General features: G+C 69.4%; 27 protein-coding genes. 1 reads left to right on the top strand and 26 read right to left on the bottom strand.

Going from position 1 to position 23,183, the window contains the following annotated elements; all coding sequences use genetic code 11:
- Positions 1 to 5 precede the first annotated feature (5 nt).
- The 22 genes from ACIOD1_RS13090 to ACIOD1_RS12985 all read right to left on the bottom strand — a co-directional run bounded on the left by ACIOD1_RS13090 (position 6) and on the right by ACIOD1_RS12985 (position 18,656).
- Positions 6 to 2,126, bottom strand: a complete 2,121-nt coding sequence (locus ACIOD1_RS13090) for a hypothetical protein (protein ID WP_401902130.1) — start codon at positions 2,124 to 2,126, stop codon at positions 6 to 8.
- Between the two features lie 653 nt (positions 2,127 to 2,779).
- Positions 2,780 to 3,127 carry a hypothetical protein gene (locus ACIOD1_RS13085; RefSeq protein WP_362868307.1) on the bottom strand — a complete coding sequence of 116 codons (348 nt, stop codon included), beginning with the start codon at positions 3,125 to 3,127 and terminating at the stop codon, positions 2,780 to 2,782.
- A gap of 13 nt (positions 3,128 to 3,140) precedes the next feature.
- Positions 3,141 to 3,395 (bottom strand): holin, encoded by a 255-nt coding sequence (locus ACIOD1_RS13080; protein ID WP_401902128.1) that lies wholly within the window; start codon positions 3,393 to 3,395, stop codon positions 3,141 to 3,143.
- Positions 3,396 to 3,414: 19 nt separating this feature from the next.
- Positions 3,415 to 3,720: a hypothetical protein gene (locus tag ACIOD1_RS13075; protein WP_401902126.1), complete on the bottom strand. Its 306-nt coding sequence runs from the start codon at positions 3,718 to 3,720 to the stop codon at positions 3,415 to 3,417.
- Positions 3,720 to 4,574, bottom strand: a complete 855-nt coding sequence (locus tag ACIOD1_RS13070) for a hypothetical protein (protein ID WP_401902123.1) — start codon at positions 4,572 to 4,574, stop codon at positions 3,720 to 3,722. The genes ACIOD1_RS13075 and ACIOD1_RS13070 overlap by 1 nt, the downstream gene beginning before the upstream one ends.
- Positions 4,574 to 4,849 carry a hypothetical protein gene (locus ACIOD1_RS13065; protein WP_401902121.1) on the bottom strand — a complete coding sequence of 92 codons (276 nt, stop codon included), beginning with the start codon at positions 4,847 to 4,849 and terminating at the stop codon, positions 4,574 to 4,576. Before ACIOD1_RS13065 ends, ACIOD1_RS13070 begins: the two co-directional genes overlap by 1 nt.
- A 409-nt stretch (positions 4,850 to 5,258) precedes the next feature.
- On the bottom strand, positions 5,259 to 5,738 hold the full coding sequence (locus tag ACIOD1_RS13060) for a hypothetical protein (RefSeq protein WP_401902118.1): 480 nt from the start codon (positions 5,736 to 5,738) through the stop codon (positions 5,259 to 5,261).
- A gap of 12 nt (positions 5,739 to 5,750) precedes the next feature.
- Positions 5,751 to 8,417, bottom strand: coding sequence for a hypothetical protein (locus tag ACIOD1_RS13055; protein ID WP_401902115.1), 2,667 nt, complete (start codon positions 8,415 to 8,417; stop codon positions 5,751 to 5,753).
- A 14-nt stretch (positions 8,418 to 8,431) separates the two neighbouring features.
- Positions 8,432 to 11,674, bottom strand: coding sequence for a hypothetical protein (locus ACIOD1_RS13050; protein ID WP_401902113.1), 3,243 nt, complete (start codon positions 11,672 to 11,674; stop codon positions 8,432 to 8,434).
- A 146-nt stretch (positions 11,675 to 11,820) separates the two neighbouring features.
- Entirely contained in the window at positions 11,821 to 12,327 is a 507-nt protein-coding gene (locus ACIOD1_RS13045; RefSeq protein WP_401902111.1) for a hypothetical protein, read from the bottom strand.
- The gene (locus tag ACIOD1_RS13040) at positions 12,273 to 12,731 is read right to left on the bottom strand and encodes a phage tail tube protein (protein WP_401902109.1); all 459 of its coding nucleotides are present in this window, start codon (positions 12,729 to 12,731) and stop codon (positions 12,273 to 12,275) included. The genes ACIOD1_RS13045 and ACIOD1_RS13040 overlap by 55 nt, the downstream gene beginning before the upstream one ends.
- A 73-nt stretch (positions 12,732 to 12,804) precedes the next feature.
- On the bottom strand, positions 12,805 to 13,224 hold the full coding sequence (locus ACIOD1_RS13035; RefSeq protein ID WP_401902108.1) for a minor capsid protein: 420 nt from the start codon (positions 13,222 to 13,224) through the stop codon (positions 12,805 to 12,807).
- Positions 13,217 to 13,570, bottom strand: a complete 354-nt coding sequence (locus ACIOD1_RS13030) for a minor capsid protein (protein ID WP_401902107.1) — start codon at positions 13,568 to 13,570, stop codon at positions 13,217 to 13,219. The genes ACIOD1_RS13035 and ACIOD1_RS13030 overlap by 8 nt, the downstream gene beginning before the upstream one ends.
- Positions 13,567 to 13,848 carry a hypothetical protein gene (locus ACIOD1_RS13025; RefSeq protein WP_401902104.1) on the bottom strand — a complete coding sequence of 94 codons (282 nt, stop codon included), beginning with the start codon at positions 13,846 to 13,848 and terminating at the stop codon, positions 13,567 to 13,569. Before ACIOD1_RS13025 ends, ACIOD1_RS13030 begins: the two co-directional genes overlap by 4 nt.
- Before the next feature lie 26 nt (positions 13,849 to 13,874).
- Entirely contained in the window at positions 13,875 to 14,300 is a 426-nt protein-coding gene (locus ACIOD1_RS13020; RefSeq protein WP_401902101.1) for a hypothetical protein, read from the bottom strand.
- A 14-nt stretch (positions 14,301 to 14,314) separates the two neighbouring features.
- A complete protein-coding gene (locus ACIOD1_RS13015) occupies positions 14,315 to 14,821 on the bottom strand; it encodes a hypothetical protein (protein WP_401902099.1) in 507 nt (168 codons plus the stop codon).
- Positions 14,822 to 14,830: 9 nt separating this feature from the next.
- Positions 14,831 to 15,172, bottom strand: coding sequence for a hypothetical protein (locus ACIOD1_RS13010; protein ID WP_401902096.1), 342 nt, complete (start codon positions 15,170 to 15,172; stop codon positions 14,831 to 14,833).
- On the bottom strand, positions 15,172 to 15,762 hold the full coding sequence (locus ACIOD1_RS13005) for a hypothetical protein (protein WP_401902094.1): 591 nt from the start codon (positions 15,760 to 15,762) through the stop codon (positions 15,172 to 15,174). Before ACIOD1_RS13005 ends, ACIOD1_RS13010 begins: the two co-directional genes overlap by 1 nt.
- Complete coding sequence (locus tag ACIOD1_RS13000; RefSeq protein WP_401902091.1) at positions 15,755 to 16,099, bottom strand: hypothetical protein; 345 nt, start codon at positions 16,097 to 16,099, stop codon at positions 15,755 to 15,757. Before ACIOD1_RS13000 ends, ACIOD1_RS13005 begins: the two co-directional genes overlap by 8 nt.
- Complete coding sequence (locus tag ACIOD1_RS12995; protein WP_401902089.1) at positions 16,053 to 16,550, bottom strand: endonuclease VII domain-containing protein; 498 nt, start codon at positions 16,548 to 16,550, stop codon at positions 16,053 to 16,055. The genes ACIOD1_RS13000 and ACIOD1_RS12995 overlap by 47 nt, the downstream gene beginning before the upstream one ends.
- Positions 16,551 to 16,844: 294 nt before the next feature.
- Positions 16,845 to 17,909: a major capsid protein gene (locus ACIOD1_RS12990; protein ID WP_401902086.1), complete on the bottom strand. Its 1,065-nt coding sequence runs from the start codon at positions 17,907 to 17,909 to the stop codon at positions 16,845 to 16,847.
- A 15-nt stretch (positions 17,910 to 17,924) separates the two neighbouring features.
- Positions 17,925 to 18,656, bottom strand: coding sequence for a hypothetical protein (locus ACIOD1_RS12985; RefSeq protein WP_401902083.1), 732 nt, complete (start codon positions 18,654 to 18,656; stop codon positions 17,925 to 17,927).
- 93 nt (positions 18,657 to 18,749) lie between these two features.
- Between ACIOD1_RS12985 and ACIOD1_RS12980 the strand changes: the two genes are divergently transcribed.
- Positions 18,750 to 18,992, top strand: coding sequence for a hypothetical protein (locus tag ACIOD1_RS12980; RefSeq protein ID WP_401902081.1), 243 nt, complete (start codon positions 18,750 to 18,752; stop codon positions 18,990 to 18,992).
- Here the strand turns inward: ACIOD1_RS12980 and ACIOD1_RS12975 are convergent.
- Genes ACIOD1_RS12975 through ACIOD1_RS12960 form a run of 4 tightly spaced genes read right to left on the bottom strand, consistent with a single transcriptional unit; the run spans position 18,989 to position 23,167 of the window.
- The gene (locus ACIOD1_RS12975) at positions 18,989 to 20,137 is read right to left on the bottom strand and encodes a phage minor capsid protein (RefSeq protein WP_401902078.1); all 1,149 of its coding nucleotides are present in this window, start codon (positions 20,135 to 20,137) and stop codon (positions 18,989 to 18,991) included. The genes ACIOD1_RS12980 and ACIOD1_RS12975 overlap by 4 nt on opposite strands.
- Before the next feature lie 18 nt (positions 20,138 to 20,155).
- A complete protein-coding gene (locus ACIOD1_RS12970; protein ID WP_401902076.1) occupies positions 20,156 to 21,670 on the bottom strand; it encodes a capsid protein in 1,515 nt (504 codons plus the stop codon).
- On the bottom strand, positions 21,657 to 21,875 hold the full coding sequence (locus ACIOD1_RS12965; protein WP_401902073.1) for a hypothetical protein: 219 nt from the start codon (positions 21,873 to 21,875) through the stop codon (positions 21,657 to 21,659). The genes ACIOD1_RS12970 and ACIOD1_RS12965 overlap by 14 nt, the downstream gene beginning before the upstream one ends.
- Positions 21,875 to 23,167 carry a PBSX family phage terminase large subunit gene (locus ACIOD1_RS12960; RefSeq protein WP_401902070.1) on the bottom strand — a complete coding sequence of 431 codons (1,293 nt, stop codon included), beginning with the start codon at positions 23,165 to 23,167 and terminating at the stop codon, positions 21,875 to 21,877. Before ACIOD1_RS12960 ends, ACIOD1_RS12965 begins: the two co-directional genes overlap by 1 nt.
- Positions 23,168 to 23,183 lie beyond the last annotated feature (16 nt).

Raw genomic sequence — 23,183 nt, 5'->3', positions numbered from 1 at the left:
TGGGGTCAAGATACGCCGTACCACTGCGACGCCCAGCCAGTGTTGATGATCGTCGTCGTCTGCTGAGTGAGGTCGAGGGTGCCAGGGAGGCTGGTCTGCCCCGAGAGCATGTTCGAGTACCGCAGCCGCGGCGCCGCCAAGGTGCCCGAGTTGACCGTGATCCCGGCGCCGGTCGCCTTGAAAGTGAGGACGTTGGTGGACCACGTGCCGTTGAGGAGCATCGCCACGAAGTACTCGCCGGGGCTGGCGGTGAACGGGCTCATCAGGTCCACGGACTTGCCGGTCGCACCGGACATCAAGTTCGAGGAGATGTCTGCGGTCACGCCGACGAGCGTGCCCGAGCTGTTGTAGACGCCGAGGTAGCAGTTCGCGAGCGTCGCGCCCGAATCGACACCAGCGAGCCCGAACCAAATCTTCGACCACGTGATCGACTTCCTGATCTGCATCTTCACCAACGTCACCCGGCCCGCGACACCACCGTTCGACTGCGCGGTGACGTGCCCGGCGTCGTTCGGGTCCCCTGTCCACGCCAGGAGCCCCTGGTCCGACGGCAACGGGTACGCCTGCGCCAGATCGATCCCGGACGCGGCCGGGCCGCTGCCGGACACCTTAATGACCTGGAGGACGGATCCCGCCTTCAGGTTCACGGCCGTCGCGTTGGACGTCTGCTGCGCCCACCGCAGCCGCAGCAGCCCCGGGGTACCTCCGGTCGCCACGATGCCGGTGGGCATGGCCATGATCCCCGCCAGGGTCGCCGAGGACGCCATGACGCCGATGTCCGAGTTGCTGCCGAACTGGCGGGCAGCCACCTTCAGCTGCGCGGAGCCGTCCGGGACAGTCGTGCCGAGCGTGCCCGCGAGCGGGGTCCAGCCTCCGGTCGCTCCGGACGGCACGGTGAACGTGATGGTCGCGTCTGCGGCTTCTGGGCCGTCGAACAGCAAGGTCGCGTTGAACTTGTAGACCGAGTTGGCCTCCAGCGACGCGAACAGATGCCCGTCGTCGGACACCGTCGTGACCGCTGTGCGCGGCTCGTCGACCGCCTTCGAGACCGTCTGGGTCAGGGCGGACAGAGCCGCCACCGCGCTTGTCGCGAAGGCCCGGTCAGCATGAGGATCGCTCGCGCCCACGTGCGCGGTAACCTTCCCGGCTGCGCCGGTAGTGGTCTCCAGCGCGGCCGTGTCTGGGATGCCGTGCACACTGGTGCTCGCCCCGGTGTGAGTGGTCAGCGCCGAGGCGGTCGCGGCGCCGATCGCCGCCGGGGTGACCGGGTCCGAGCCGCCCGTACCGTGCGATGTCGCGTGCGAGGTGGGCATCCGGGCATCGGTCAGCCGGCTGTCGTCACCCGCCGCCACCGTGCCCGCTGAGGCTCCGACGTTGCGGGTGGCACTCGAACCGAGCCCCAGGCTCGTGCGGGAGGTCGCGGGGTTGGCGACGTCGGACAGGTTCGCCGCCTTGGCCAGCAGGTTGGTGTCCGCGTACGCCCGGTCGGCGTGCGGGTCGGAGGCGCCAGCGTGCGCAGAGACCTTTGCCGCGGCCCCCGCCGTGGTCTCCAGGAGACCCGTATCAGCGATGCCGTGAACACTTGTTGTCGCAGCGGTGTGCGTGGACAGCGCGGACATAGTGGCGGCGCCGATGGACGCCGGAGACACGGGGTCGGAGCCGCCGGAGCTGTGCGTCCCGGCATGCGCGCCCGGCGTGCCACTGGATCCGGCCGGTCCCTCTGGTCCCTCTGGTCCCTCTGGTCCCTGCGGGCCGGTCGCACCGCGTACGTACCCCGGGAGGCCCGGATCGTCCACCAGCAGGGCCAGGATGCTGATCGGCGTCATGTCTCCCGTGGGCACCTCGAACGTCCGGGCCCGACGGGGTACCCCGCTGATCACTTCCTGGATCCGGTAGTAGCGACCCGTCACCGGCTCGATCCCGGCCGCATCGGTCGGTACCAACGCGATCGACCAGGTGCCGCTCGTGACCGGGACGGTGTGGTCCGGGCTGACGAGGAGCTGGTCGCCGGTCTCGTCCGTCCAGCGTCTCGGGAGCGCGGTTATGGTGATGCTCGTGGTCGGTTCGGCGCCGGTGAACAGATCGGCGACCGTCCCGTGGACGGTGCGCTGCGCGGGCAGCGGCATGACGGCCTCCTGTCAGGGGTACTTCCGCCGGTTCGGGTCCAGGGCGGCGGATGTGGATGTCGGGGACGGCGCTGGCGGGGTGTCTCGGCGGCAGACCAGCGCGTCCGGGTCTCCCGGTGGCGGCTGGAGCCTGTAGCCCGACGGGCACGGTGACCCGGCCGGCCCCGGCTCGCCCGCAGGCCCCCGTTCACCCTGAGGGCCCTGTTCTCCCTGTGGACCGGCAGGGCCTGCGGGGCCTTGCGATCCGGGCTGCCCTGCCGGACCTGCGGCTCCCGCCGCGCCCGGCGCTCCGGTCAGGCCCACCCCAGGCGCACCCGGGGTACCGCTGGGACCCGGCGCTCCCGAAGCACCGGGAGGACCGGACGGTCCAGGAGGCCCGGACGGGCCGACGTCCCCAGCCTCGCCCGCACGCCCAGGTGACCCCGACGGGCCGACGTCCCCGCGTGAGCCTGGCGCCCCGGCCACCGGTGTGGCGCCGAGGTCGAGGACCTGTCGCGCCAGGGCATCGCGCGCCCCGTTCGCGTCCCGTAGGTCATGGGTCAGGGTGACGACCTGCACGGCCAGCCAGGCCAGAAACGCCAGCATCAGTAGAGCGGTGAGCGCACCCAGCCACTCCGCGCGCGGCAGCCGCAACGGTGTACGCCGTGCCCGAGTCACGACACCACCGCCCAGATAGCGACCGCCGCGGACAAGAGCGCCAGGAGCATCGGCACGATCAACTGGTAGAGCCGAGCCTGCCTCTCCCGCTCCCGCCGATCCCGCTCCGTCAGCTGGTACTGCTCGAAAGCTGTCTCCAGCGCGTCCCGCTGATCGTGCACCTTCTGTAGATCTTGGGACAGGGCCGTGATCCGCTGGTCGGTGTACGCCGATTGCAGGGAGTACACCTCAGTGGACACGACCCGGTCCAAGCGGGCGTTGATGCCCTGGCCCAGGGCCTGAATCTCATGCCGCAAGGCATCCACGGTGCGCCCGAGTTCACCGACGCTCAGCTCTTCGGGCACGTGGCTGCTCCGATCAGACGGCGGTCGGCCGGGACGGGCGCGCGGGTTCCGCGACGGTCTCGGTGATGCCGGGGCCCTCGGTGCCGCCCGAGGTTGCGATGGCGGTCAGGATGGCCAGGACGGCGGCGAGGCCGCCGATGGATGCCGCCTGTCCCCAGTCGACGTCCAGGACGCCGAGCTGGTCGGCGCTGATCGCACCGATCGTGCCCTGGGCGAAGGTGCGGACGCTCCGCTCCGCGGTGGCCTTCCAAAAGGCGAGGGTGAACATGGTTCGGTCTCCAATCAGTTCAGGCGTCGGTCCATTGCCCGGCACGCACGAAGCCGTGCAGGCCGCAGCAGGACCACAGCAGGGAAGGTTCGAGGTGCAGGGGGTCACGGGAGATGAGGGCGTGTGTGCTGGTGCCAGCGGCCACCCAGCGCCCGCTGGCCGTGTGGCTGTCGGCCACGTCTGCCAGCGCGGCACACCAGTGCCAGAACAGCGGAGTGTTCTCGATGGCTGTCCACCCGTAGTAGATGTCGGCGGTCAACCTGGTGACGCCGGTCATCTCCAGTCCGGGCCAGTCCGTGGGAGGCGTGCTGTGGGTGTAGCCCATCAGTCGATGACGGTGAACGAGTACTTCTTGCCGAGCGCGGTAAGCGACGTGCGGCCGGGCCGGCCGTTGCAGTCGGTCGCGCTCCAGCCGAGGCTCTTGGCGTCGGAGTAGCGGCGCTGCCACTTCCCCATGCCGGTCCAGGTGAGGGAGCCGTAGCTCCCGTCGTGGGCGTAGGCGTCGGCGAGGAGCCCTTCGCGGGCCAGAGCGACCTCAACGACGTTGACGTCCGCCGGGCTGGTGGTCCCGCCCTGCCGGAGCCCGGGATCCCGGTCGGCGGCGGCCTGGAGACGGGACAGGGACACCTGGACCTGAGGCGGCGCCGGGACCGGCACGGATGCTGCCCTGGTGCCGCCGAGCTTGGGGTCGGCGGACACGGTGCCCTCGGTGAAGTCCGGGACGCCGTACCCGTACGGCGAGCCAGCACCGCGGCGGGGCCGGACGCGCTGATACACCCCGTCGCCCTGGAACGCGCCTCCCGCGTTGGTGTTCCCCTCCACGGTGTAGATGCTGGTCTCGTCGTACGCGTAGACCACGCCGACGTGGTCCTCGCCGACCCGGCCCAGGTAGAACGGGCCGCCGAGGACGGGGTACTCCGTCCAGCGGCCGGCCTTCTTCCACCAGTCGACGGCGTAGTAGCAGGACGCGGTGATCGGCCACAGGTTGCGGGCGCCGAGTTCGTCGGCGCCCCACGCGGTGAATGTGGCGCACCAGGCCTGGGCCTGGCTCCACTCCAGGCCGGGCGTTTCGGGGGAGAAGCGCTGGATGTTGTTCCAGTTGCCGTTCTTGTCGCGGCCCTCGTGATAGCCGGTCTGGGCTCTGAGGAGGTTGACGTAGGCGTCTCGGGAGAAGGGCATCACACACGCTCCGGCCAGTGCCAGGTGCCGCCGCGCTGCTCCTCGGAGTGCTGGGCGTCACGGTTGAAGAAGAAGCCCTCGGGGTTGAGGACGGCCAGGCCCGCGATCCACTGACCCTCGGTGCCGTTGGGGCACCCGTCGAAGGGCTCGGCGGTCAGATGGTCGGGGACCTCGGTGATCACAGCGGCCCGGCAGACGGACGGGTACTCGCCGCCGGGGGTGCCGTAGCTGACGTAGTGGACGATCCGTCCGACGGACGGCTCTGGCTGAGACATCGATGCCTCCAGGGCATGAAGAACGCCCCGGCCAACGGCGGGGGCGTGAGATTCAGGGGAGTGGGCTACCAGCCGGGTGGGAGCGGCCGGGCGGGCTGCTCCCCGTCCGGCTCGAACGGGAACTCCGGGTCGGCCTCCGTGCAGGCGCACGAGCCGGACTTTCCGGGGCCCGTGCACTTCGCGTCGTGGACCCGCGCCGCAGCCTCCGGCGCCAGGGCGTGAGCCACGCAGGCGAACACGGGCACCGTCGCATCGGCCCCGGCCTCCGGCGCCTCGGGGCTTACCACCTGGCCGCGACCCTCAGCGGTCGCCCGCCGGGCTGACTCGGCCTCGACGATCCGCTCCAACTCAGCCTTCGCCGGGCGCCGTCGCCACTGCACCACGGCGGGCTCGCCACACGCGCAAAGGCTCATGACCGGAGCCAGTCGACGTACATCATTGAGGCGGCCTCGCCCGCGAAACTGGTGCTGAGTGAGCCGCCGCTGTTCTGGCCGCCGGCGACCTCGACGTAATCGGATACGGCCAGGTAGAGCACGTGACTCACCTCCGAGATCCCGTTCAGAGTGCCCGCGCCAGCCAAGCTTGCCGCGCCCTGAATGAAGCTGCCGTTTTTGTGGATCCGGGATCCGCGGCTGCCGGTCGAGTTGGTGGCGAAAGCGGCCCGGCCGGTGATGCGGTACCAGCCCGCGTACTGGCAGACGTAGCGGCTCGTATTGCTGCTGGTCGAGTGCCCGTTGTACGGGTCGGTGATCTCGCTATCCATCGTGAGCACCGCCCAGGCTCCGTTGGCAACTGACTGCGTGACCGTCTGCTGCAGCACGGCGATCGGTTTCGCGTCGAGCATCTGCAACGCGGCGGCGGTGATGGTGCCTCCAGCCGGAATCGGCATCGAATCTCCTCTCTACAGGGCGGCCACCGCGGGCTGCGCCAGGGTGACGGGGTCGAGTACGAGGTGCGCCGCCTGGTAGCCGTTGACCCCACGGACGACGGTCATCGTCTGGGGGCTGCTGCTACCGGAGATCGCGGTGACGGTCATAACCTCGCTGGCGATCTCGATGCTGATCGGCATGTCGCCGGCGCTGGTCGCCCACAGTGGGCCGCTGACCGTCGCCACGGACAAGCTCGTTGCTGTCGAGGAGATCGCAGACGCGAGATACGACCCGCTCGTCTCGGCTTTGGCCAGGTCAGCTACGGCGATCGTCCAGGGGCTGGCCGGGCTGCATACCAGGGTGAGGTCCCAGGACTCGGACCGGACGTCGTCCGTGAAGCCCTCGACTAGCAAGTCCAGCGGCCCGGGCGGGAGATGGGCAGGCAGGTTGGTGACGCGGACGACCGAGCCGACCTCCAGGCGGGTGGCAGCGTCGATGTACTGCGGGTATTTGTGCAGATAGATCTTGATCTGCGGGTATCGGGCCTCATCGACGGTGCCGAGGTGGACGAGCCACTGCGCGATCGGCTCACACTGGGCGTCGTCGGACAGGTTGAGGGTGGTCTCGTCGTCGTAGACACCGACACCGAACGGGTGCTGCTGGGTCGAGAGGGCGCCGCTGGTCTCCGTCCAGCGCCCGTAGTTGCCGTCTTGGCGGCGGACGGTGCGGTCGTTGCGAATCCTGCTGTCGTCGTCCCGGGGCGGCCCGAATTCGACGAGGTGCGCGTAGGGGATCGTGAGGATGGGGTTCTGGGTGTAGAGGCTGCTTCGGGTCCGGTAGACGAGGCCGAGGCGGTCGCGGTCCTCCAGCAGGATTCCGCCGTCGGCGGCCTCACTCTCGGCGAGGACGTCCAACAGTTTGCCGGGGCGCTGGTAGCCCATGGCCTGCTGGCCGTCGGTGATGCCCCACACGTCCACCGGTACGGCCTCTTCCGAGCAGAGGCGGGAGACGCGGGCGCCAGCGGCTTCGCCGTGCCAGGCGGAGTCGTAGGACGTGTAGTTGTAGATCTGGTCGTTGAAGATCGCGATGTGGCCGAAGCTGACCTTCCCGTCGAGGGCGGCGTAGTAGTCGGTGGCGACGTCGGTGATCCGGCCCATAGTGGTGCTGGTCAGGCTGTTCGAGCCGAGATTCCCGACGACAAAGATGTCGGAGCCGGAGGGAATTACCTGAATGATCATGCGGCGCCAGGTGCCGTCGAACAGGCCCGTCATGCTGGTGCTCGTCACGAGGGTGGTCGCGCCCGCGCCGTCCTCGACGCTGAGGTAGGCGGTGTTGTTGCCGAAGTAGATCGTCCAGATTTTCCATGGTGACCCGGTGGTGATCCACCGCAGGATCGGCCCCGACGTGGACGGCACCGACGACACCCGGTACAGGAAATGAACCGTCCACGCCGACGGCGTGTGCACCGGAACCGGCCCCACCATCGACGCACCCGTCGCCACGGTGGGCAGGGCGTCGGACGCCGGGTTGGTGGTGTCCGCACCCATACGCAGGCCAGTGACCGCGAGGGGGGCCACGCCGGGGATCGGGCTGTAGGCGAGGGTGGCGTCCGTGCCGCCCTCCATCGGCCAGTACGCGACCGGGAGGAGCGTCGGCATGCCCCGAGCCAGGGAGGACGGCAACGGTTTGCGGCCCTGGTTGAGGCGGTGCATGACCCCCGAGGCCACCAACGGGGCGCGCACGTCGTTGCCCGAGATGTGCCAGCGCGGCGCCCACTCGGACACCTCGGCGATCGCACGGTACCGACGGGACGTGATGACCGCCGCGCCCTCCGTGCTCCAGAGACGCCCGGCCGAGTCCGTGAACGAGGTCGCCCCGCTGACCTGCGAGTTGAACACAGGGTTGGCGACGATCGTCCCGTTGATGTTGTTGCGGACCTGCACCGCATGCACCAGGCGCCCGATGGCCTGGGTGCTGATGTCAGGCAGGTCGCCGACCCGCAGCGGCGACGACCCGGCCCAGACGGCGGTGGTGGTGGCCTGAACGATCGGGTCGCCGAGCTGGGTCCAGGTCCCGGAGATCGACGTCGAGGTGTAGAAGACGATCGTCCGCCCCGAGGCGCCGTTGTTGACGTCCAGCGTGGCTCGGATCGCGGCCCGTTCTCCGGGCGCGAAACGAACCGCAGCGTTGCTGGTCGCAGTCCTGAGCGTCGACCCGTCCGCCGACCAGGTCAGAGACAGGCTTCCGTCGTCGTTGACGAGGAGGTACCAGCTGGCGTCTCCGAAGACGTAGCGACCGCAGACCTCCCACGCCTGGTTGGTCCGGACGCCGGTCCAGGCGACGGGGGTGACCTCGGCGCGGACGTCGAGGTCGGTGACCGCGAAAGAGGCGTGGTTGGCGGCGTAGGCCCGGCCGACCGCGCCCGGCGGGATGGACAGCGCGACCGCCGCGCCGTCCACCGAGTACCGCAGCGGGATGTTCCGACCGAGCTGCCCGTAGTACTGCGACCGAGGGTTCCGGCTGTTGAATTTGCCGGTCGGGTCGTTCAGGGTCAGCGTGATCTGCGAGGCGTCGACGCGGGCGCCCTCCGAGCCGCGCCCGCGCCGGTGACGGATCCCGTCCTCCAGGCGGACGGGCGCGGTGACGTCCGTCCACGAGCTTGAAATCTGAAGCTCGACCTTCGGGTTGTGAACTCCCACCAGGCCCCTCCTCTCTAACTCACTCGCCCCAGTACCTGCTGAACGTCGCCGCCGTCGGACGCGACGATGCGCCGGATGAACTGCTTCATGGCGTCGGGTCCTTCGACCTCGACGATGACGCGCGGTACGGACCGAGCCGACGGTCCGCCCGGGCCGCCCATCGCACCGGCGGGGGCGAGCGCCATTCCCGGGAGGCTGCCGGTGAGCCCGGCGAGCTGGTCCTGGAGGCCCGGAGTGGCGAGGCTGATGCCCCGCTGGAAGCCTTCGATCAGGCTGCGGCCGGCGGGGGTGAGGATCCGTGCGTCGGTCTCCGGCGGCCCCTTCCAGCTCGGCATCATGTTGGTGATCCACGACAGGTGTTCCTTCAAGCTGGGCACCATCGCGCGGAGTCCGTCGATCAGGCCACCGATCAGGCGCGCGCCTGCATTCCAGAGCACCCAGCCCAGGTCACCTAGGGCCTCGGAGGCCATGGCCGGGATCCTCGCGAGCGTGGTGAGGATGACGCCGCGCTTCTCGATGAGCACTGCGGCGGCCCGGTCGCCGGCGTCGCGCAGGCGCTCGGCGAGTTTGTCGCCGAGTTTCGACAGGGCGTCCCAGATTCGGGTGGGGAGATTCTCGAACAAGTTGAGCCAGGTAACCATCATTCCCATGATCATTCGCTTTGCCGCATCCCACGCGCCGGAGAAATCACCTTGCAAAAGCTTGGTGATCATCTCGATTGCGGGAATGACGACGGAAATGATGATCCCCGCGAGCTGATCCGCAAAAATCGTGGCGAGATCGCCGATCAGCTGAATCAGCGGGATCAAGAACGGCATCAGCTCGACCATCATTTTGGCGATCAGTTCGCCCCAGACCTGAATCAGCGGACCCAGTGCGATCATCAATTTGCCGATGGTCTCACCCAGGATCTTGAACGAGGGCGCCAGGGTGGTCAGCAGTTCGCCCACCAGCTTGAGGCCCCAACCGAGCTGACCAGCCAAAAGCGTAGCGATCGGCCCGATAATTCCCGGCAGTTGCGCGAAAATGGGGCCTAGGGTTTCCTTCAGGATTCCCGCCACGATCTTAATTACCGGGGCCAATTCTTTAAAAACGACGCCCAGTCCATCGAAAAGCGGAGTCAAAGCGGGGAGCAGAGCGGCAATCAATTCACCCGCTACTGGCAAAAGCGGGGATATTGCCGTAATCAATTCCCCGAATGCCTTTGCTGCGCTTTCCAAAACTGGACCCAAGGCTTTAATGACGGGCCCTAGGGCCTCACCGAAGGCCTTTATTAGCGTCTGGATGGGCGGGCCGAGCGCCACGAAAATTGGCGCTATGGCCTGGAGCGCATCCGCGAGCAGCGGACCGACGGTCTTTCCGAGAACCGACATCGTCTCGTAGATCGCCTTCAGCCCGGCCTGCACCGCAGGCGTCGCGAAGGCGTCCGCCATCGACCGCGTGATGTCCTGGAGGATCCCGATGAACCCGCCGCCGGATGTCTCCATCGGCCCCAGGACGCTCGCGAAGATGTCGCCGACGTTCGCGAAGACATCGAACAACTGGCCAATCAGACCGATGGCCTGGTCGATGGCCGTCTGCATGCGGCCGCTCTCGAACGCGGACGCCATCCGCGCGGCCACACCGTCGAGGCCCTTGGCCGCAGCCGCGGTGAGCCGCTCGAAAGCCGGGCCCGCCGCCGCAGCGACCTGGCCCAGTCCGGTGACGACCTGCCCCGGAGCCCGGGACAGGTTCTTCAGCCCGGCCGACGCCGAGGACATCGCGCGCCCGAGCGTCCCGGAGTCGGCCAGCTCGCGCGCCGCGTCTAGGACCCCACGACCCATGAGGTTCAGGGCGCCAGCGGAGTCGACCAGCCCCTTACGCAGGACCGGCAGGACACTGCCCGCGGTCCGGGTCATCTCCCCGGCCAGGCCCTGCATCAGGGTCTGCTGCACGTCCAGCCGCAGCGACTCCCACGCGGGCTTCAGTGCCATCAGCGCGGTGACGAACTCACGCGCCGCAGGCGCGAGCTTGGCCATGGCCTCCGCGAACGGATCAGCCCCGCCGCTGGACGCGCCCGCCTCGGCGAGGGCCTCCTGAGCGCGCCGCACCTGCTCGATCCCGTCGGCTGCGGTACGGGCGGCGTCCTGGCGGGCGTCCGCTAGGGTCTGCTCGCTGTCGGCGACGGTCCGCTGCGTGTCGGCGATCCGCTCCTGGGCCTGCCGGACCGCGTTCGACCCCTCCACGCCAGCCGTGTTGGCCTTCGCGGTCTCGGCGCGCAACCTGGCTGTTTCGGTCGTCTGTTCCTTCAGGCGCTGGACGGCACGGTCGTACGCCAGCTGCGCCCGCGCGATGTCCTTCGGATCCCCGGACTGCCTCGCCTTCGCCAGTTCGGCCTCGGCGTCGGCAATGTCCAGGACGGCGTCTCGCTGCGACAGTTCGGCGTCCGCGAGCCGGTTGTTGATGTCCTCCAGGTCGCGGGCGCCCTGCTCCCTGGCATCGTTGAGGGCCATCTGCGCGGCACGGGACTCGCGTTGCGCGTCGGCCAAGCCCCGCTCGGCGGTGGCAACCTGCTTGGCTGCCTGCTCGTTGGCGCGGGCCGCAGACTTCACCGCGTCCGTGAGGCTCTGCTGTGCCGAGGCCGCCGCCTTGGCCTGCCCGGACGCGACGCCCGCTGACTTTCCGGCTGCGCCGACTGCCTCCGAGATCCCCGACGTACCGATCTTGAATGCTGCCGTGGCCTGCGCCAACGCGAACACGGCCGTGGCACCCACGCCCGCGGCAGGTGCGATGTTCGCCAGCGTCGCCGCGAGGCCGGCCGCGATCGGGACGACGGCGCCGAGGCCCGCCGCCATCGTCCCGGCCGTCGCAGCCACCGAGCCGAGGGCCCCCGCCGCCGAGCCCAGGCCCCGCAGCGTCCCGGAGAAGCGGTGCCCCTCGCGGTCCCCGGACCGCATGCTGGTCACGACCCGCTCGACGGCGTGCTCCACGCCGCTGCTGTCGGCTTCCATCTCGACGTGTACAGGTCGGTTCAGCTCTGCGAACTGGCCGGTCAGGGTTCGTAGAGAGCCGTCCGCATGCTGTACGAAGCCGTTCAGGCGCAGCTCTGCCGCGCGCAGGTCGCCAAGCTGAGCAAATTCCCAGTCGAGGGTGCGAAGGCCCCCGGTGATCTCCCGCTGGAACCCACGCATTTCCAGCTCGGCGTCCGACAGACCCCGCAGGAACGCGGAGTCGTCGGCGTCGATCCGGGCAACGAGTTCACCGATGGTCAGCGACATTGCGGCCTCCTGTCAGGTGGCGAGAGAGGCCAGAGCCGCCTTGATCTGGGAGGCGTCGTCCACGACAGAGATCTCGTCGCCCGCCATCCGCCGCCACATCGCGTCAGCGGACAGACCGGCGAGGAGGACGTAGAACCTGCGGCGAGTCAGCTGCGCGATGTCTTGCGGGCCGAGCCGGTACTCGCGTTGGAGGTCCGCTTCGAGGGCCCACCAGTAGCGGCGGATTGCGATCTCCGTGCGGCTCGGTTCGGTCCTTTTCCCGCCGGTGCGCCCTGCTCGACGAGGGCGAGGGCCTCGGCGAACGTGGTGTCGCGGCCGGACGCGCGCGCGAGCCCCCACGTGAGGACCGTCTGGAACTCCTTGAGACCCATGCGCGCCTCGCGCCATTGCGCGATGCAGTCGGTCCCGAAGAGCAGCGACACCAGCTCGGCGACGTCCTCCAGCTCGGTAGAGTCCTGGAGTTCCTGGATCCGCTGCTCGACGCCCATGGGCATGTCCGTGGGGACCTGCACCATGACGCCGCGGATCTCAACCTCTGCGTGGGGTGCGGCTTCGGCCCAGAAGGCGTCCCATGACTGGGACTTGCTGACGCGGGCCGTCACGGCTTGGCCGCCGTGGTCGACGGGCCAGACCGGGTGAACGTCGCCGACCACGACACCTCGTCGTTGTTGCCGCCGCCCTGGTCACCGAGGCTGACGCGGGTCTGGGCCCACACGGTCCAGGTGGTGTCGGTGGTGTGAGCCCACCGGAACCCGGTCAACGAGGACGTGCCGAGGCGGTCGTTCATCGCCTCGACGATGGCCTGGCCGGGGTCGAGGGCGCCGGTCGCGGAGTCGCGGAGCCGGAAGCCCTCCAACTGGAGGCTCTTGCCGATCTGCATCTTCATGGACTCGGCCTGACCGGCGGACCCGAAGGTGGTCGTGTCGGTGGTCTCTTCGTCCTCGGACTTGGTGAAGGTGTTGACCGCGAGCGGCGAGATCGCCACCCACGTCCCGGGGCTGGCGTAGTTCTCGATCTGGAACACGACGTCGCGCGCGTTGTACTTCGTGGCGGGCATGGTGATCTCCTCAGGGCATGGCGAGGAGCCCGTCGGCAACGCCGTGCGGGCTGAGGGGAGAGAGGGGGGAGGGTCAGACGCGGTGCGCGGTCACCGACCGGACCTGCATCAACGCATTGAAAACGTGCTCATGGCGGCGGTTCTCGTCCGTGCCGAGACCGGCCACATTCCGGGCGACCGACAGCAGCAACTCGGTACCGTCCGGCAGGGTGACCTGGCCGAGGCCGTGCAGCTCGGAGCGGATCGCGAGCGCGCGCTGGCGGCTCACGCGCGGGTCAGTCGTCCCGCGCACGCGGACCTGCACGGCGACGGTGTCGTAGCCGATGCGGGAGTCCTGGACGGTCCCGTCGTCGTAGATGCCGAGGACGACACACGCCCCCGGGGTGGACGGCAGTGCCTCGATGTAGAGGTCCCCGCTCGCGCCGGTCTTGTCGTAGGTGCCGTGGCCGCGCGCGGCCAGGTGGCGGGCGAGCCCGTCGAGGAGGTCAGCCACTAAGCCACCTCCGTAGCGAGACCTGCATCAGCCGCAGCATCACGTCCCGCTCCCGGTTAAGGGGAAGCTCCAAGTACTTGGCGCTACGCCCGGGCAAGTGCTTCCAGGTCAACTCTTCGTGCTGGCGCTTCGCGTACACGGTGTCGTAGGTGACGGCCCCGACGAGACCGTCGCGGACGACACGGCCGGAGCGCTCCAGGGTGCCCTCACGCAAGGGCACGATTTTGCGGGATTCGGCGAGGAGATGTTCGAGGGCCTTCTGGAGGCCCTCCTCGGCGCCGCGGCGGCCCCGGCGGGTTGCGCCGAGCCGTCCACCCTCCCACCGCAGGCCGGTGTGCTGCCTCATGTGAGGGTCACCTCCCGATGATCAGGTGTCGGTAGGCCCCCGCCGTCGTGGAGGGCGGAGGTGATGACGGACGCCGTCCGGCCTGACGGCGTGGTGACGAGGGATTCGGGGGGGCAGTCCTGCGTGGGGAGGAGATAGACAGTGGTGGACGCCACGACCTCCTCACCGCGCTTATCCCGGACAGTCCGCACCTTCTCCGTGACGAACGCGCGGACGGTCACCGCCGGCCCGTACTGCGGGCCGTACGCCGAGTCCCCGGCATAGGGCTCGATCGTCACCTGATGCCGCAGCAGGAACCCGGGAATCACCCCCATACGCTCACCGCCCCCAGCCGGAACCCGACCGCGGCCAGGTCGGGGGATTGCAGGGCGTCCCACACGGCGGGGGCGACCTGCCGGGCTGCGGATGCGTCGCCCGACACGGAGGTGACGGACCGGCCGAGGCGTACGTCGCCGATCTCGACCGTGCCCCACCCGGCAGCAGCCGCACCGGTGACGTCGCCGACCTCAACGCCCCACTCGACCTGCGCACACACCGCGCTCGCGAGCGCCTCGGCGACCGCGCTGTCGGCGGGGAGGCCGGTGGCCGTGTCCACGGAGTACGAGCACATGCGGAACACGTTCGCGTCGAGGAACCGGGAGGCCCGGGCGATACGGGCCTCGATGTCGACGGGCGCCGCCGTTCCGGTGTGGGCCTCGTACTGGTCGGCGGAGGCGTAGATACGGGCCACGGCCGGACCCCCTTCTATGCGGAGCAGCCGACGATGACGACGTCGTACGTCACCGACGTCGAACCCGCCGAGTTGGTGACCTTGAGGATGTCGCCGGTGGCCGCTGTGACCGGCCAGCCGATGGCGTCGCCGGCGCCTGCGCCGAAGCCGCACCATCCGCCGGGCTTGAGGGTCACAGTCCCGGTCGCCGAGAAGAGGGTGGCCCACGGGTTCGTACCCGCCCCGATCACCACGTTGTTGGTATTCGCGCTGGACGCGGCGATGAACAGGCCCTTGATCCGCGCGAACGTGATCGCGGCGCCGTAGACGTCGGTCAGGATGCCTGCGAGGTCGAGATCCTCAGTCGCGCTGGCGGCGAGGGTCCGCTGGTCGTGGAACGCGCGGTCTGCCTGCCCGGCACCAGTGCCGGACTCCAGGTGGGTGGCCCAGATCCGGGCGAGCGGGTCCGTCGTGACGGTGAAGTCCTGGCTCTTGGTCTGGGCCACGCTGGCGGTCATGGAAAAGTCGCTGATCACGGGCATGGCTGCCCCCTACTTTCGTCGTCGGACTGGGGCCGCCGAGGCGCTGTCCTCGGAGGGCTCGCCCTCGACCGGCGCCTCGACTGGGGACGGAGCGTCCTCAGGCTCGGCCGCCGGTTCGGGGCTAGAATCGGGCAGGTCGACGGGCTGAACGTGGTAGCCGGGCTCAGCCTGGAACCAGACCAGCGCCCCCTCGTGCTGGGTCGCGTCCTCGATGAGCGCCTGACCGTTGGCGAAGGCCACGCCCATGACGCCGCCGGTCACCGGCCCGGGCGCGCTGACGCGGTACCGGGCCGGGGGCGCAGGCGGCGGCGCGGCTTCCTGCTCCTCGACGGAAGGCGTACCGCTGTCCATCAGGTGAGGACGACGTACGGCACGAAGCTTTTGGCCGTGACGCTCGCGATCGTGGTCGGGGCCGTCGCGGTCAGCGACGACCCCGACGACTGGGAGAGGTTCCGCTCGCCGGTAACGACCGCCGGAGCCGCGCACGCGCCGAGGAGCGTGGGCGGGGTCGTGGCCGTGACCATGATGCCCACCCAGTAGATCCCCGACCGCGTGATCGTCACCGTGCTGGCCAGCGCCAACGTCTTGGTGGTGTTCGCGGCCCACGCGGTCGACGTCTGGTCGGCGGACTGCGCCAGCAGGGCCGGCGTGGCCGAGCTGTCGTAGAGCGCCACCCAGTAGTTCGTCGGGGTGCCCGCCGCGGTCGCGCCCGAGCGCACCGAGACGTTGGTGATGACGTCGCCCGAGCGCAGATGGATCGGCACCGACGTCATAACCCCGGTGGCGAGGGCGACCTGGCCGGTGTCGCTGGCCGAGTCGTACAGGCCGATGCGGGGCATGTTGCGGCGGAAGAAGGTATCCGGCGACGCGGGGTCGGCGGCGTTGATGTGCGCGATGGCGTCACGGACGTTGCGGGTGTACCCGCCAAGCTGCTCACTCACCGGAAGGTCCCTTCTTGAGGATGGTGGCGCGGGCCTGGCCCGCTTCTTCTGCGGCGAGCACGCGGGCCCGCTCGTCCTCGTCGGCGTCGGCGAGGTAGGCGAGGACATCGACCACGTTGTGGTCGGCCGGGTCGAAGACGTCCGCAGGGGCGTCCTGGACAGTCGGTTCGGCCGGGGCCTCGTCGGTGACGCGGTAGCCGCTACGCCGGAAGTAGGCCAGGGCCGCACGGTGCTGGGGAAGGTCACCGGATACGAGAGCGGCGCCGTCTCGGAAGACGACGCCGCTGATCTCACCGCTGAATCCCCCCTCGGGGGAATGAACTTGGAACTGAGTCATCTCGACTTCTTTCGAGGTAGTCGATGGCGCTGCGGAGCCGCGCCACGTCGTCGGCAGCCATGCCCAGAAGCGCGTTGCAGTTGTTGCAGAGCAGACCACGCACAGTGCCGGTCGAGTGGCAGTGGTCGACCACCAGCCCTCGTTGATCGGACGGTGGCGGATTGAGACAGATACGGCAGAGCCCGTTCTGAGCGGCGACTAGAGCGTCGTACTCGGCGGCCGTGATGCCGTACTTGCGGCGCAGCGTTCGGTTCCGGTGGCCCAGGCTGGCGCATGCCTTGCACTGGGAGGACCGGCCATCACCGTTGCGGGGCTCCTTGTGGAATGCCGACTTCGGCTTCTCGTTCCGGCAGGACGAGCAGAGCTTCGCCTCCGCCTCGGGCTTGCTCCTCTGATAGAGCCTGGATGCAGGACCAGGATCTCCGGTCAGGCGCCAGCGGTTGTAGTGCATGGCACACCACCCCCGTGCGATCGGAGGCCTGTCGCATCCGAACGTGCAGTGCTCCCCTTGGGGCGCCTTGCGCTGGAAAGGAACATCAGCTCTGACGTCGCCATACCGCTTCCACCGGTCGTAGTGCGACTTGCACCACTCCCGCTGGTGATATGCCGGTCGTTCGCACGAGTCCACTACACAGCTACGCTGAGACATGTCGATCTGCTCTCGTCAGGTCGGCCACGCCCCGGGGGTGTTACCAGCACCCGCCGGGGTCTCCTCTGCCCATTATCGCAGGTCAGAGGGGACCGACTAGGCGATTTTGATGTTCCGGAGTACCCCACACGACCGGGTGTTGCGGAGCACGGCCGCGACCGGGCCCATTTCGATCTCACCGGTCTTGACCGCGCCGGGCTGGGTGAAGTCCGGCATGTAGGCGTTGACCAGCGGCTGACCGGCCACGGCCGCGCCGTGGAGGGCGTCGAGACCAAAGGACACGGCGTACAGGTCGGTGAGGCTGGTGATGTTCCCACCTGCGCCCACGCCGTCGGGGTCGCGGGTCTCGACCGGGATGATCGGGGCCGAGCCGAGAGCGTTGTCGCCGAGGTCGACGAGGACCCACTGCCCGTACATCTCGATCTGACGGCCGAGGTCGTCCTTGATCGCGGTGTAGATCGTCGCCCAGCGGGCCAGGGCCCGCATCCGGGTGATGCTCTTAGTGTTGCCGAGGATGGCCTTCACCCCGGGCGGGAGCGCGCCAGCCGCGCCCGCGTCGCCGCCGCCCGTGTGGGAGGGCACGATCCGCGACAGGAAGTCGTCGACGATGTCCAGCTGGGCCATGGCTTCGGGCTGGGTGTCGATGGTGCCGCGCGTCCAGTCCAGGTAGCCGGTGGGGACGCCCTCGTTGACGGGCAGGTACTCGGTGGACTGCCCCGTCAAGCTCTTGTCGAGGCCGTCGAATCCGTCGGCGTTGACGGCCGTGTCGCCCCGGATCAGCTCGTACTGGAAGGACGTGCGGACGCCCGTCAGGAGCTGCTGCATCTGGAAGCTGATCTCGTTGGTCTGCGAGGCGCCGAGCCGGGAGAGGACCCGGTCGATGGTGAACGCGCCGCCGAGGGGCTTGAGGTCCACGCTGTACCGCTGCCGGTTGGCCTGCGCCGGGGTGTACTCCGAGTTCATGGCACGGAATTGGGCGCCGCGGCCGGCGGTGAGGCGGGTGTAGCCGTAGGTGAGGCTGCCTCCTCCGGTACCGGGGGTGACCGTGTCGTCGAAGGCGATCTGGTCGAGGAGCCACGAGTAGCGGCGCAGGTTGTCGATGACGGCGTAGTCGATGTCGGCCTGGCTGTTGATCTGAGCCTGGGCGAGGGTCACGGGCACGGGGTGCTCCTAGGGTTAGGTGCCGAGGCTGCTGCGCACGGCGGCGTGGAGTGAGGTGGGGCGCTGCCGGGTGTTGCCTTCTCCGGTCCCGCCGGAGAGGTCGCCGCCGGACGCGGTGGCGGCCGGGGACGCGGCGAGCGCGGGGTTGTCCTTTACGGCGGCCTTGATGGCCGTCTCGATGGCCGTGCTGAATCCCTTGTCGGAGGGGTTGAGGTCGGCAACGGCCTTCAGGAAGCTGCGGGAGTCGAGGAGCGCACTGGGCTTCGCGCCTGCCTTGTCGGCGTGGTCGCGGACGGCCAGCTCAACAGCCTGCTCGCGGATCCGGGCGTCCCGCTCGGCGAGGGCCTGGTCCCGTTCGGCAGCGGCTTCGGTGCGGCCCTTCTTCTCGGCCGCCGCGACCGCCTTCTCCTGGTCGGTCATGGACTGCTCGCGCAGCTTGGTGAGTTCCTCGGCCGCCGTCTTGCCCTGCTCGGCAGCGGTCTTGTTCTCCTTGGCTCGCTGTTCCCACTTGCGGGCTTCGGCCTTCCAGTCCGTTCCGTCACCGCTCGGTGCGGGGGCGGCCGGAGGCGTGGCCGGGGGCGTCGCGGGCGGGGTCGAGGGTTCACCCGCGGGCGGGGTGCCACCGGCGTCGGCGGCGCCCTCGTTGCTGCCACCCGCGATGACGTAGATCGGTCGGCCGTCCGTGCGGTGGCCGAGGATCGTGCCAGCGGGGTGCGAGGCGAGGGGGTGGCGGAAAGGGGTGTTCATGGTGGGCTCCCGTTTCGGGATCATCCGGCGGTGCCGTGCGGCGGGTGCCGGGAAGCTCTGGTGTGGGTGAGTCGGCGCTCGTAGAGTTCGCGGATGGAGAATCCAGCGATGACGCGGATCATGGCCGCGCTGAACTTGGCTGAGTTGATCCGCAACGACGGCCCTGAGGCCTGGGTCGCGGAATGGCGGCGCCGACCTGACGCGGACGACGTGGCCGTCGTGATGTCGCAGCTCATCAGCTTCCTGATGGAGAACGACGCGGCTCGGCGCGGCATCAGTTGGGACGCCTACGTCGACCAGTTCCGGCAGGAAGCCATCCGTAACCTCGGTACCTAGCGGGCCTGGCCGATCTGCTCGCGCGCGGGCTGGCGGACGATGTGCTCGTGCGCGGCCACGTGCGCGCGGGCCGCGGCCTGCCAGATGCGCACCTTCGCCGCCGCCTTCGCGCGGGCGCCGTCGTCGATTGCGGCGACCTCGCGGCGCTTCCACTCGCGGATGTGCCGCTCGATCGCCCGCAGCCGCTGCGTGTCCGCGTAGGTGGTGCCGGGCGTCGCGTGGTGCGGGGGCCGGGTCGTCACGCCGGGGAGGTAGAGGGCCAGACTGTGACGACAGTTGGGGTGATATAGACCCTTTGCCCTGGCTTCGAGCAGGCTTCCCGCGACGTGGACGGCCACCGTCGTAGGAGGCCGGAAGACGCTGCGGAGGCCCGTCGGCTGGATCGCGTGCTCGACCCGGACCGTGCGCGGCCCCGGCGGGCCCGCCAGCGCGAGGACTTCGCCCTCCCACGGCGCGCATCGCTCGCACTCCAGCGGAGCATCGGACACGATCACCAGGCCCTGGCCGACCTCGGCCATCGCGTCGATGTGCCCGTCGATCGCCGCGCGGGCGGTGACGGAGCGGACGGCCATCTCGGCGTAGGAGGCCAGGTTCCAGCCGTGGCCGCGCGAGTCGACGAATCCGGTGATGCCGCGGCGCGCGAACTCGTCGAGGGCGCGCTGACTCGCGTCGCGGCGGGTGATCCCGGTCAGGAGCTGAGTCCCGGCCGCCCGCGCGGTGACGCCCCGGAAGACATCGAGGACGGCGCGGGTAATGCGCTGGTACAGCGGCCGGGTGTCAGCCGCATACGACGCGGCAAGCCGGTCGACTGCGGGAGCGTTCGGCAGGATCCGGCGGACGTGCAGCTCCCGGCCGATGTCCAGCGCGCCCAGCTCGGCAACCGCGGCCTGACGGCCCCGCCCGTACGCCGTGGCGAGGGCCTCGGCAACGGCGCCTGTTGCATCGGTCTGGAGCGCGTTGGCGACGGTCTCGACGGCTTCGCGGAGGTCGCCGAGCGCCCGGAGCTTCAACTCGGCCCAGCGGGGGGAGTCGATGCCCTCTGCGAGCGCGTCCCGCAGGATTCCGATCAGGGCCAGCTCGGCGTCCTCGTAGAGCATGGTGACGGCGGCGGCGAGATCCTCGGCCATGGCGGGGGAGACGGGCATCGGTTCGCCTCCCCACGGCTACTCGGCGCCGACCGCGGTCGGGTCGGCGACGTCTCGGCCGGATTCGCGCAGGATTCGGCGGGTCTCTTCGGCCTGCCAGTCCGCGTCACGGTCCTTGTTGACCAAGGCCACGATGGTCTCGGTCGACATGGCCTCGGCCTGCCGGTACAGGGCGGCGGACTCGGCCAAGACCTTGACGTCGTCCTGGATCGAGTCCTGGAACTCGACCGTGGGGCGCTCGACCGGTACCGAGTCCAGGCCGGGGAACAGGTCGGATGCCTCCAGGAGGAGGATGATCTCCGCAATGTCGGCGATGCCGACTGCCTCCAGCTCGGCCTTACGCGCGCGCGTGCTCATGCTGCGCGCGTTGCGGGCCTTGATCTCTGTGGCAGTGACGGCCGGGCCGCCCGAGTCGTCGCCCATGGTGCCGCTGCTGTACCCGGCGGTGTGGATGACCCGGGCGAACAAGTCGGCGATGGTCTCACGGTGCTCGACGTGCCGAATCTTGAACTGATTTTCAGTGATCTGATGATCACTCGTCGGCGGAATGTTCATCATGGCGTAGACCTCGCGGTCCTCCCACGCCACTCCCTGCCCCGGCCCATTCGACTGGAGGTAGCCGGACGGTACGAGGATCCGGGACCGGGCGAGACGGACGTCCCGCATCCAGCTCGTGTACGTCTCGTCGATCGCGGCGAGCATCGTTTCCGACCCCTGAAAGTCCGACGTGCCGAGCCCGACGGCGCCCGGAAGATCGTGCCAGTCCGGGGCGGTCATGGTGTTCGGGATGTAGACGCTGGCCAGCCGGTTCCCGATCGGCAGGATCTGCGCGGGGAGATAGCCCTTCGTCTCCTTGAACGCGCCCAGGTCGACGGGCTTGCCCAGGTTGTCCTCGGTGCCCTCGTAGACGCCGTGGAGGATCTTTCCCGGTTCGTGGCGCTCCAGGTGCCGGACGACTTTCTGGCCGTCCACGCCGAGCACGGTCCAGTAGGTGACCGCGGCCAGTCGGCCGTGGACGAAGGTGGGGGCGGCGCCGTCGGCGCGTACGAGGCTGGCCCACGGGCGCGGGCTGACCTTCAGGTCCCAGACGGCCCGCAGGTAGGCCCCGCCGAGTGCTGAGGATGCTTCGCCCTGGGCGATGAGGGTACGGCGGAGGCCGTCCTCCATGAGCTGTTCGAGGCGGTCGCGGGTGGCGGTGTTCTCGGTCACGAGTTTCGGAGGCTCGGAGAACAGGAGGTCGGAGCTGGTGCGCGCGATGTCGCGGGCGAGCGGCATGTGGAGCTTGGCGCGCTTCTCGCCGAGCGGGGTCGGCTCGCCCCAGAAGAAGCGCGCCATGGTCCCGACGAGGCCGCCGCGGTACTGGCTGGGCCGGTTGGCGGGCTGTCCATAGGCGCGGCCGTCGCGGTGCCGGTTGGTGTACCGGTAGGTGAGGCGGTCGGGGCTGGCGGAGTACCAGGCGGCCCAGTCCTCCATGTCGGAGCGGACGGACGGGTCGATCGGCGGCCAGGGGGCGCCCTTCTCAGGCAGTGCCATCGGGGACTTCCCTCCTGTCCGGGTCCATCTGATCGGCGAGGCGCAGAAACTGTGCGGCGTCGTCGGGATCCGCGTCGGTTGCCAAGGCCTGGATGTCGCCCGAGAGGTTGCGGGCGAACGGCTCGCACATGGCGCGCGCCTCGGCGGGACCACGCTGGGCGGTGACTCTGGCCAGGAACGCCTCGTACGTTGTCTCGAACGCCATCAGGCAGCCACCTCCAGCTTCGGGCGGGCCAGGCCCCGCCATTCGTGCGAGGTGGAGTGCAGGGCGTACCGCAGGGCATCGACGCTGTGGTCGTCGACCTTCAGCGGCTTGTCCTCACCTTTCTCGGCGGCCTTCGGGTCCCAGGCGTACGAGGGGAGTTCGGACAGCAGGCCTTTGCACGAGCGGTGCACGGACAGCACGTTGGAGCCGAGCGCCACGGATACGGAGCGGATTCCGTCCTTGACGTCGTTCTGAGCCTTCGCCACGCCGGGGACGCCGTCGGCCCACAACTGGGTCATGAACGATGCGGCCGACGGGTCCACGAAGATCCATTGCGGGCTCACGCCCCGTACCCCGCCGTGTTCGTAGGAGCCGAGCCAGTCGCGGAATGCCTCGCTGTAGGCGGCGTCCGTGAGCTGCCGGCGCGCGGTGCGGGAGTCGTGCCGGTACTCGCTGGCCACGTACAGGCGGCCATCGGCACCGGCGCCGACGAGCAGCGCGGACAGGGGGTTGATGGTGCCGTAGTCGATGCCCACGCACATCCACCGGTCGATCACCGGTACGACGTCAACGACGTGTCGGGCCTCGCTGAACATGTCGTAGACGACACCTTCAGCCAGGCACCACTCGCCGAGGACGTACCGCCGGTAGAACAAACCCTGGTACTCGATCTTGAGGTCGGCGACGTACTTCGTGGGCAGGTACGGGTTGTCGTCGAGGCTGAACGAGAAACGGTGCAGGTCGATGGCGTCGTCGGCCTGCGACTCGACGACCGTGCCGTCGCGCCGGAGGTGGAAGCGGGCCCGGTCCAGGAACTTCTTCTTCAACCAGTGGTTGGGGCCTTCGGGGTTGGTCGTTCCGAACCACTGCGCGCCTTCGATGCTGAGGCGGGTGCCGAGCATGGAGAAGAACGTCTCTGGGAAGGTGGTGACCTCGTCGAGGTAGGCGCCCGCGAGGGTGAGCCCCTTGATCTTTTCGGCCGCGCGTTCGTCGTTCGCGCCTGCGGTGTAGATCTTTCGGCCGAGGAGGACCAGTTCGCCCGCGCCCGCCTTGTACACGCAGCGCTTCGGACCGACCATCTCGATCAGCGGGTCGATGATGTTGCGCTTCAGCGTCCGCTCGGTCTTCCCGACCATCAGCAAGGGGCCAGCGGGGCCGGTGCGGACGTACCGCAGCCACACCATGATCGAAGAGATGGTCTTCGACGAGCGGACCGCGCCCTCCCAGAGGTTCCCGCGGGCGGTCGCCAACTGGGTGGAGCGGAGCTGCTTCCCGACAAGGGCCTTGTACACGGCGGGCCCCCTCCCG

The sequence above is a fragment of the Streptomyces sp. NPDC088097 genome, from assembly GCF_044741845.1.
In the GTDB taxonomy this organism is placed as follows: domain Bacteria; phylum Actinomycetota; class Actinomycetes; order Streptomycetales; family Streptomycetaceae; genus Streptomyces.
Note: the sequence above shows the minus strand (reverse complement) of the source record. Positions and strands in the feature narration are given on the sequence as shown.

What these genes read in the sequence shown, in the direction of transcription:
- ACIOD1_RS13015 (WP_401902099.1), bottom strand. Translation starts at nt 14,821, where the DNA reads ATGCCCGTGATCAGCGACTTTTCCATGACCGCCAGCGTGGCCCAGACC.
- ACIOD1_RS13070 (WP_401902123.1), bottom strand. Translation starts at nt 4,574, where the DNA reads ATGCCCTTCTCCCGAGACGCCTACGTCAACCTCCTCAGAGCCCAGACC.
- ACIOD1_RS12970 (WP_401902076.1), bottom strand. Translation starts at nt 21,670, where the DNA reads ATGGCACTGCCTGAGAAGGGCGCCCCCTGGCCGCCGATCGACCCGTCC.
- ACIOD1_RS12985 (WP_401902083.1), bottom strand. Translation starts at nt 18,656, where the DNA reads ATGAACACCCCTTTCCGCCACCCCCTCGCCTCGCACCCCGCTGGCACG.
- ACIOD1_RS13000 (WP_401902091.1), bottom strand. Translation starts at nt 16,099, where the DNA reads ATGACTCAGTTCCAAGTTCATTCCCCCGAGGGGGGATTCAGCGGTGAG.
- ACIOD1_RS12995 (WP_401902089.1), bottom strand. Translation starts at nt 16,550, where the DNA reads ATGCACTACAACCGCTGGCGCCTGACCGGAGATCCTGGTCCTGCATCC.
- ACIOD1_RS13050 (WP_401902113.1), bottom strand. Translation starts at nt 11,674, where the DNA reads ATGTCGCTGACCATCGGTGAACTCGTTGCCCGGATCGACGCCGACGAC.
- ACIOD1_RS12965 (WP_401902073.1), bottom strand. Translation starts at nt 21,875, where the DNA reads ATGGCGTTCGAGACAACGTACGAGGCGTTCCTGGCCAGAGTCACCGCC.
- ACIOD1_RS13090 (WP_401902130.1), bottom strand. Translation starts at nt 2,126, where the DNA reads ATGCCGCTGCCCGCGCAGCGCACCGTCCACGGGACGGTCGCCGATCTG.
- ACIOD1_RS13010 (WP_401902096.1), bottom strand. Translation starts at nt 15,172, where the DNA reads ATGGACAGCGGTACGCCTTCCGTCGAGGAGCAGGAAGCCGCGCCGCCG.
- ACIOD1_RS13065 (WP_401902121.1), bottom strand. Translation starts at nt 4,849, where the DNA reads ATGTCTCAGCCAGAGCCGTCCGTCGGACGGATCGTCCACTACGTCAGC.
- ACIOD1_RS13030 (WP_401902107.1), bottom strand. Translation starts at nt 13,570, where the DNA reads ATGAGGCAGCACACCGGCCTGCGGTGGGAGGGTGGACGGCTCGGCGCA.
- ACIOD1_RS12980 (WP_401902081.1), top strand. Translation starts at nt 18,750, where the DNA reads ATGGAGAATCCAGCGATGACGCGGATCATGGCCGCGCTGAACTTGGCT.
- ACIOD1_RS12975 (WP_401902078.1), bottom strand. Translation starts at nt 20,137, where the DNA reads ATGCCCGTCTCCCCCGCCATGGCCGAGGATCTCGCCGCCGCCGTCACC.
- ACIOD1_RS13080 (WP_401902128.1), bottom strand. Translation starts at nt 3,395, where the DNA reads ATGTTCACCCTCGCCTTTTGGAAGGCCACCGCGGAGCGGAGCGTCCGC.
- ACIOD1_RS13075 (WP_401902126.1), bottom strand. Translation starts at nt 3,720, where the DNA reads ATGGGCTACACCCACAGCACGCCTCCCACGGACTGGCCCGGACTGGAG.
- ACIOD1_RS13040 (WP_401902109.1), bottom strand. Translation starts at nt 12,731, where the DNA reads ATGCCCGCCACGAAGTACAACGCGCGCGACGTCGTGTTCCAGATCGAG.
- ACIOD1_RS13060 (WP_401902118.1), bottom strand. Translation starts at nt 5,738, where the DNA reads ATGCCGATTCCGGCTGGAGGCACCATCACCGCCGCCGCGTTGCAGATG.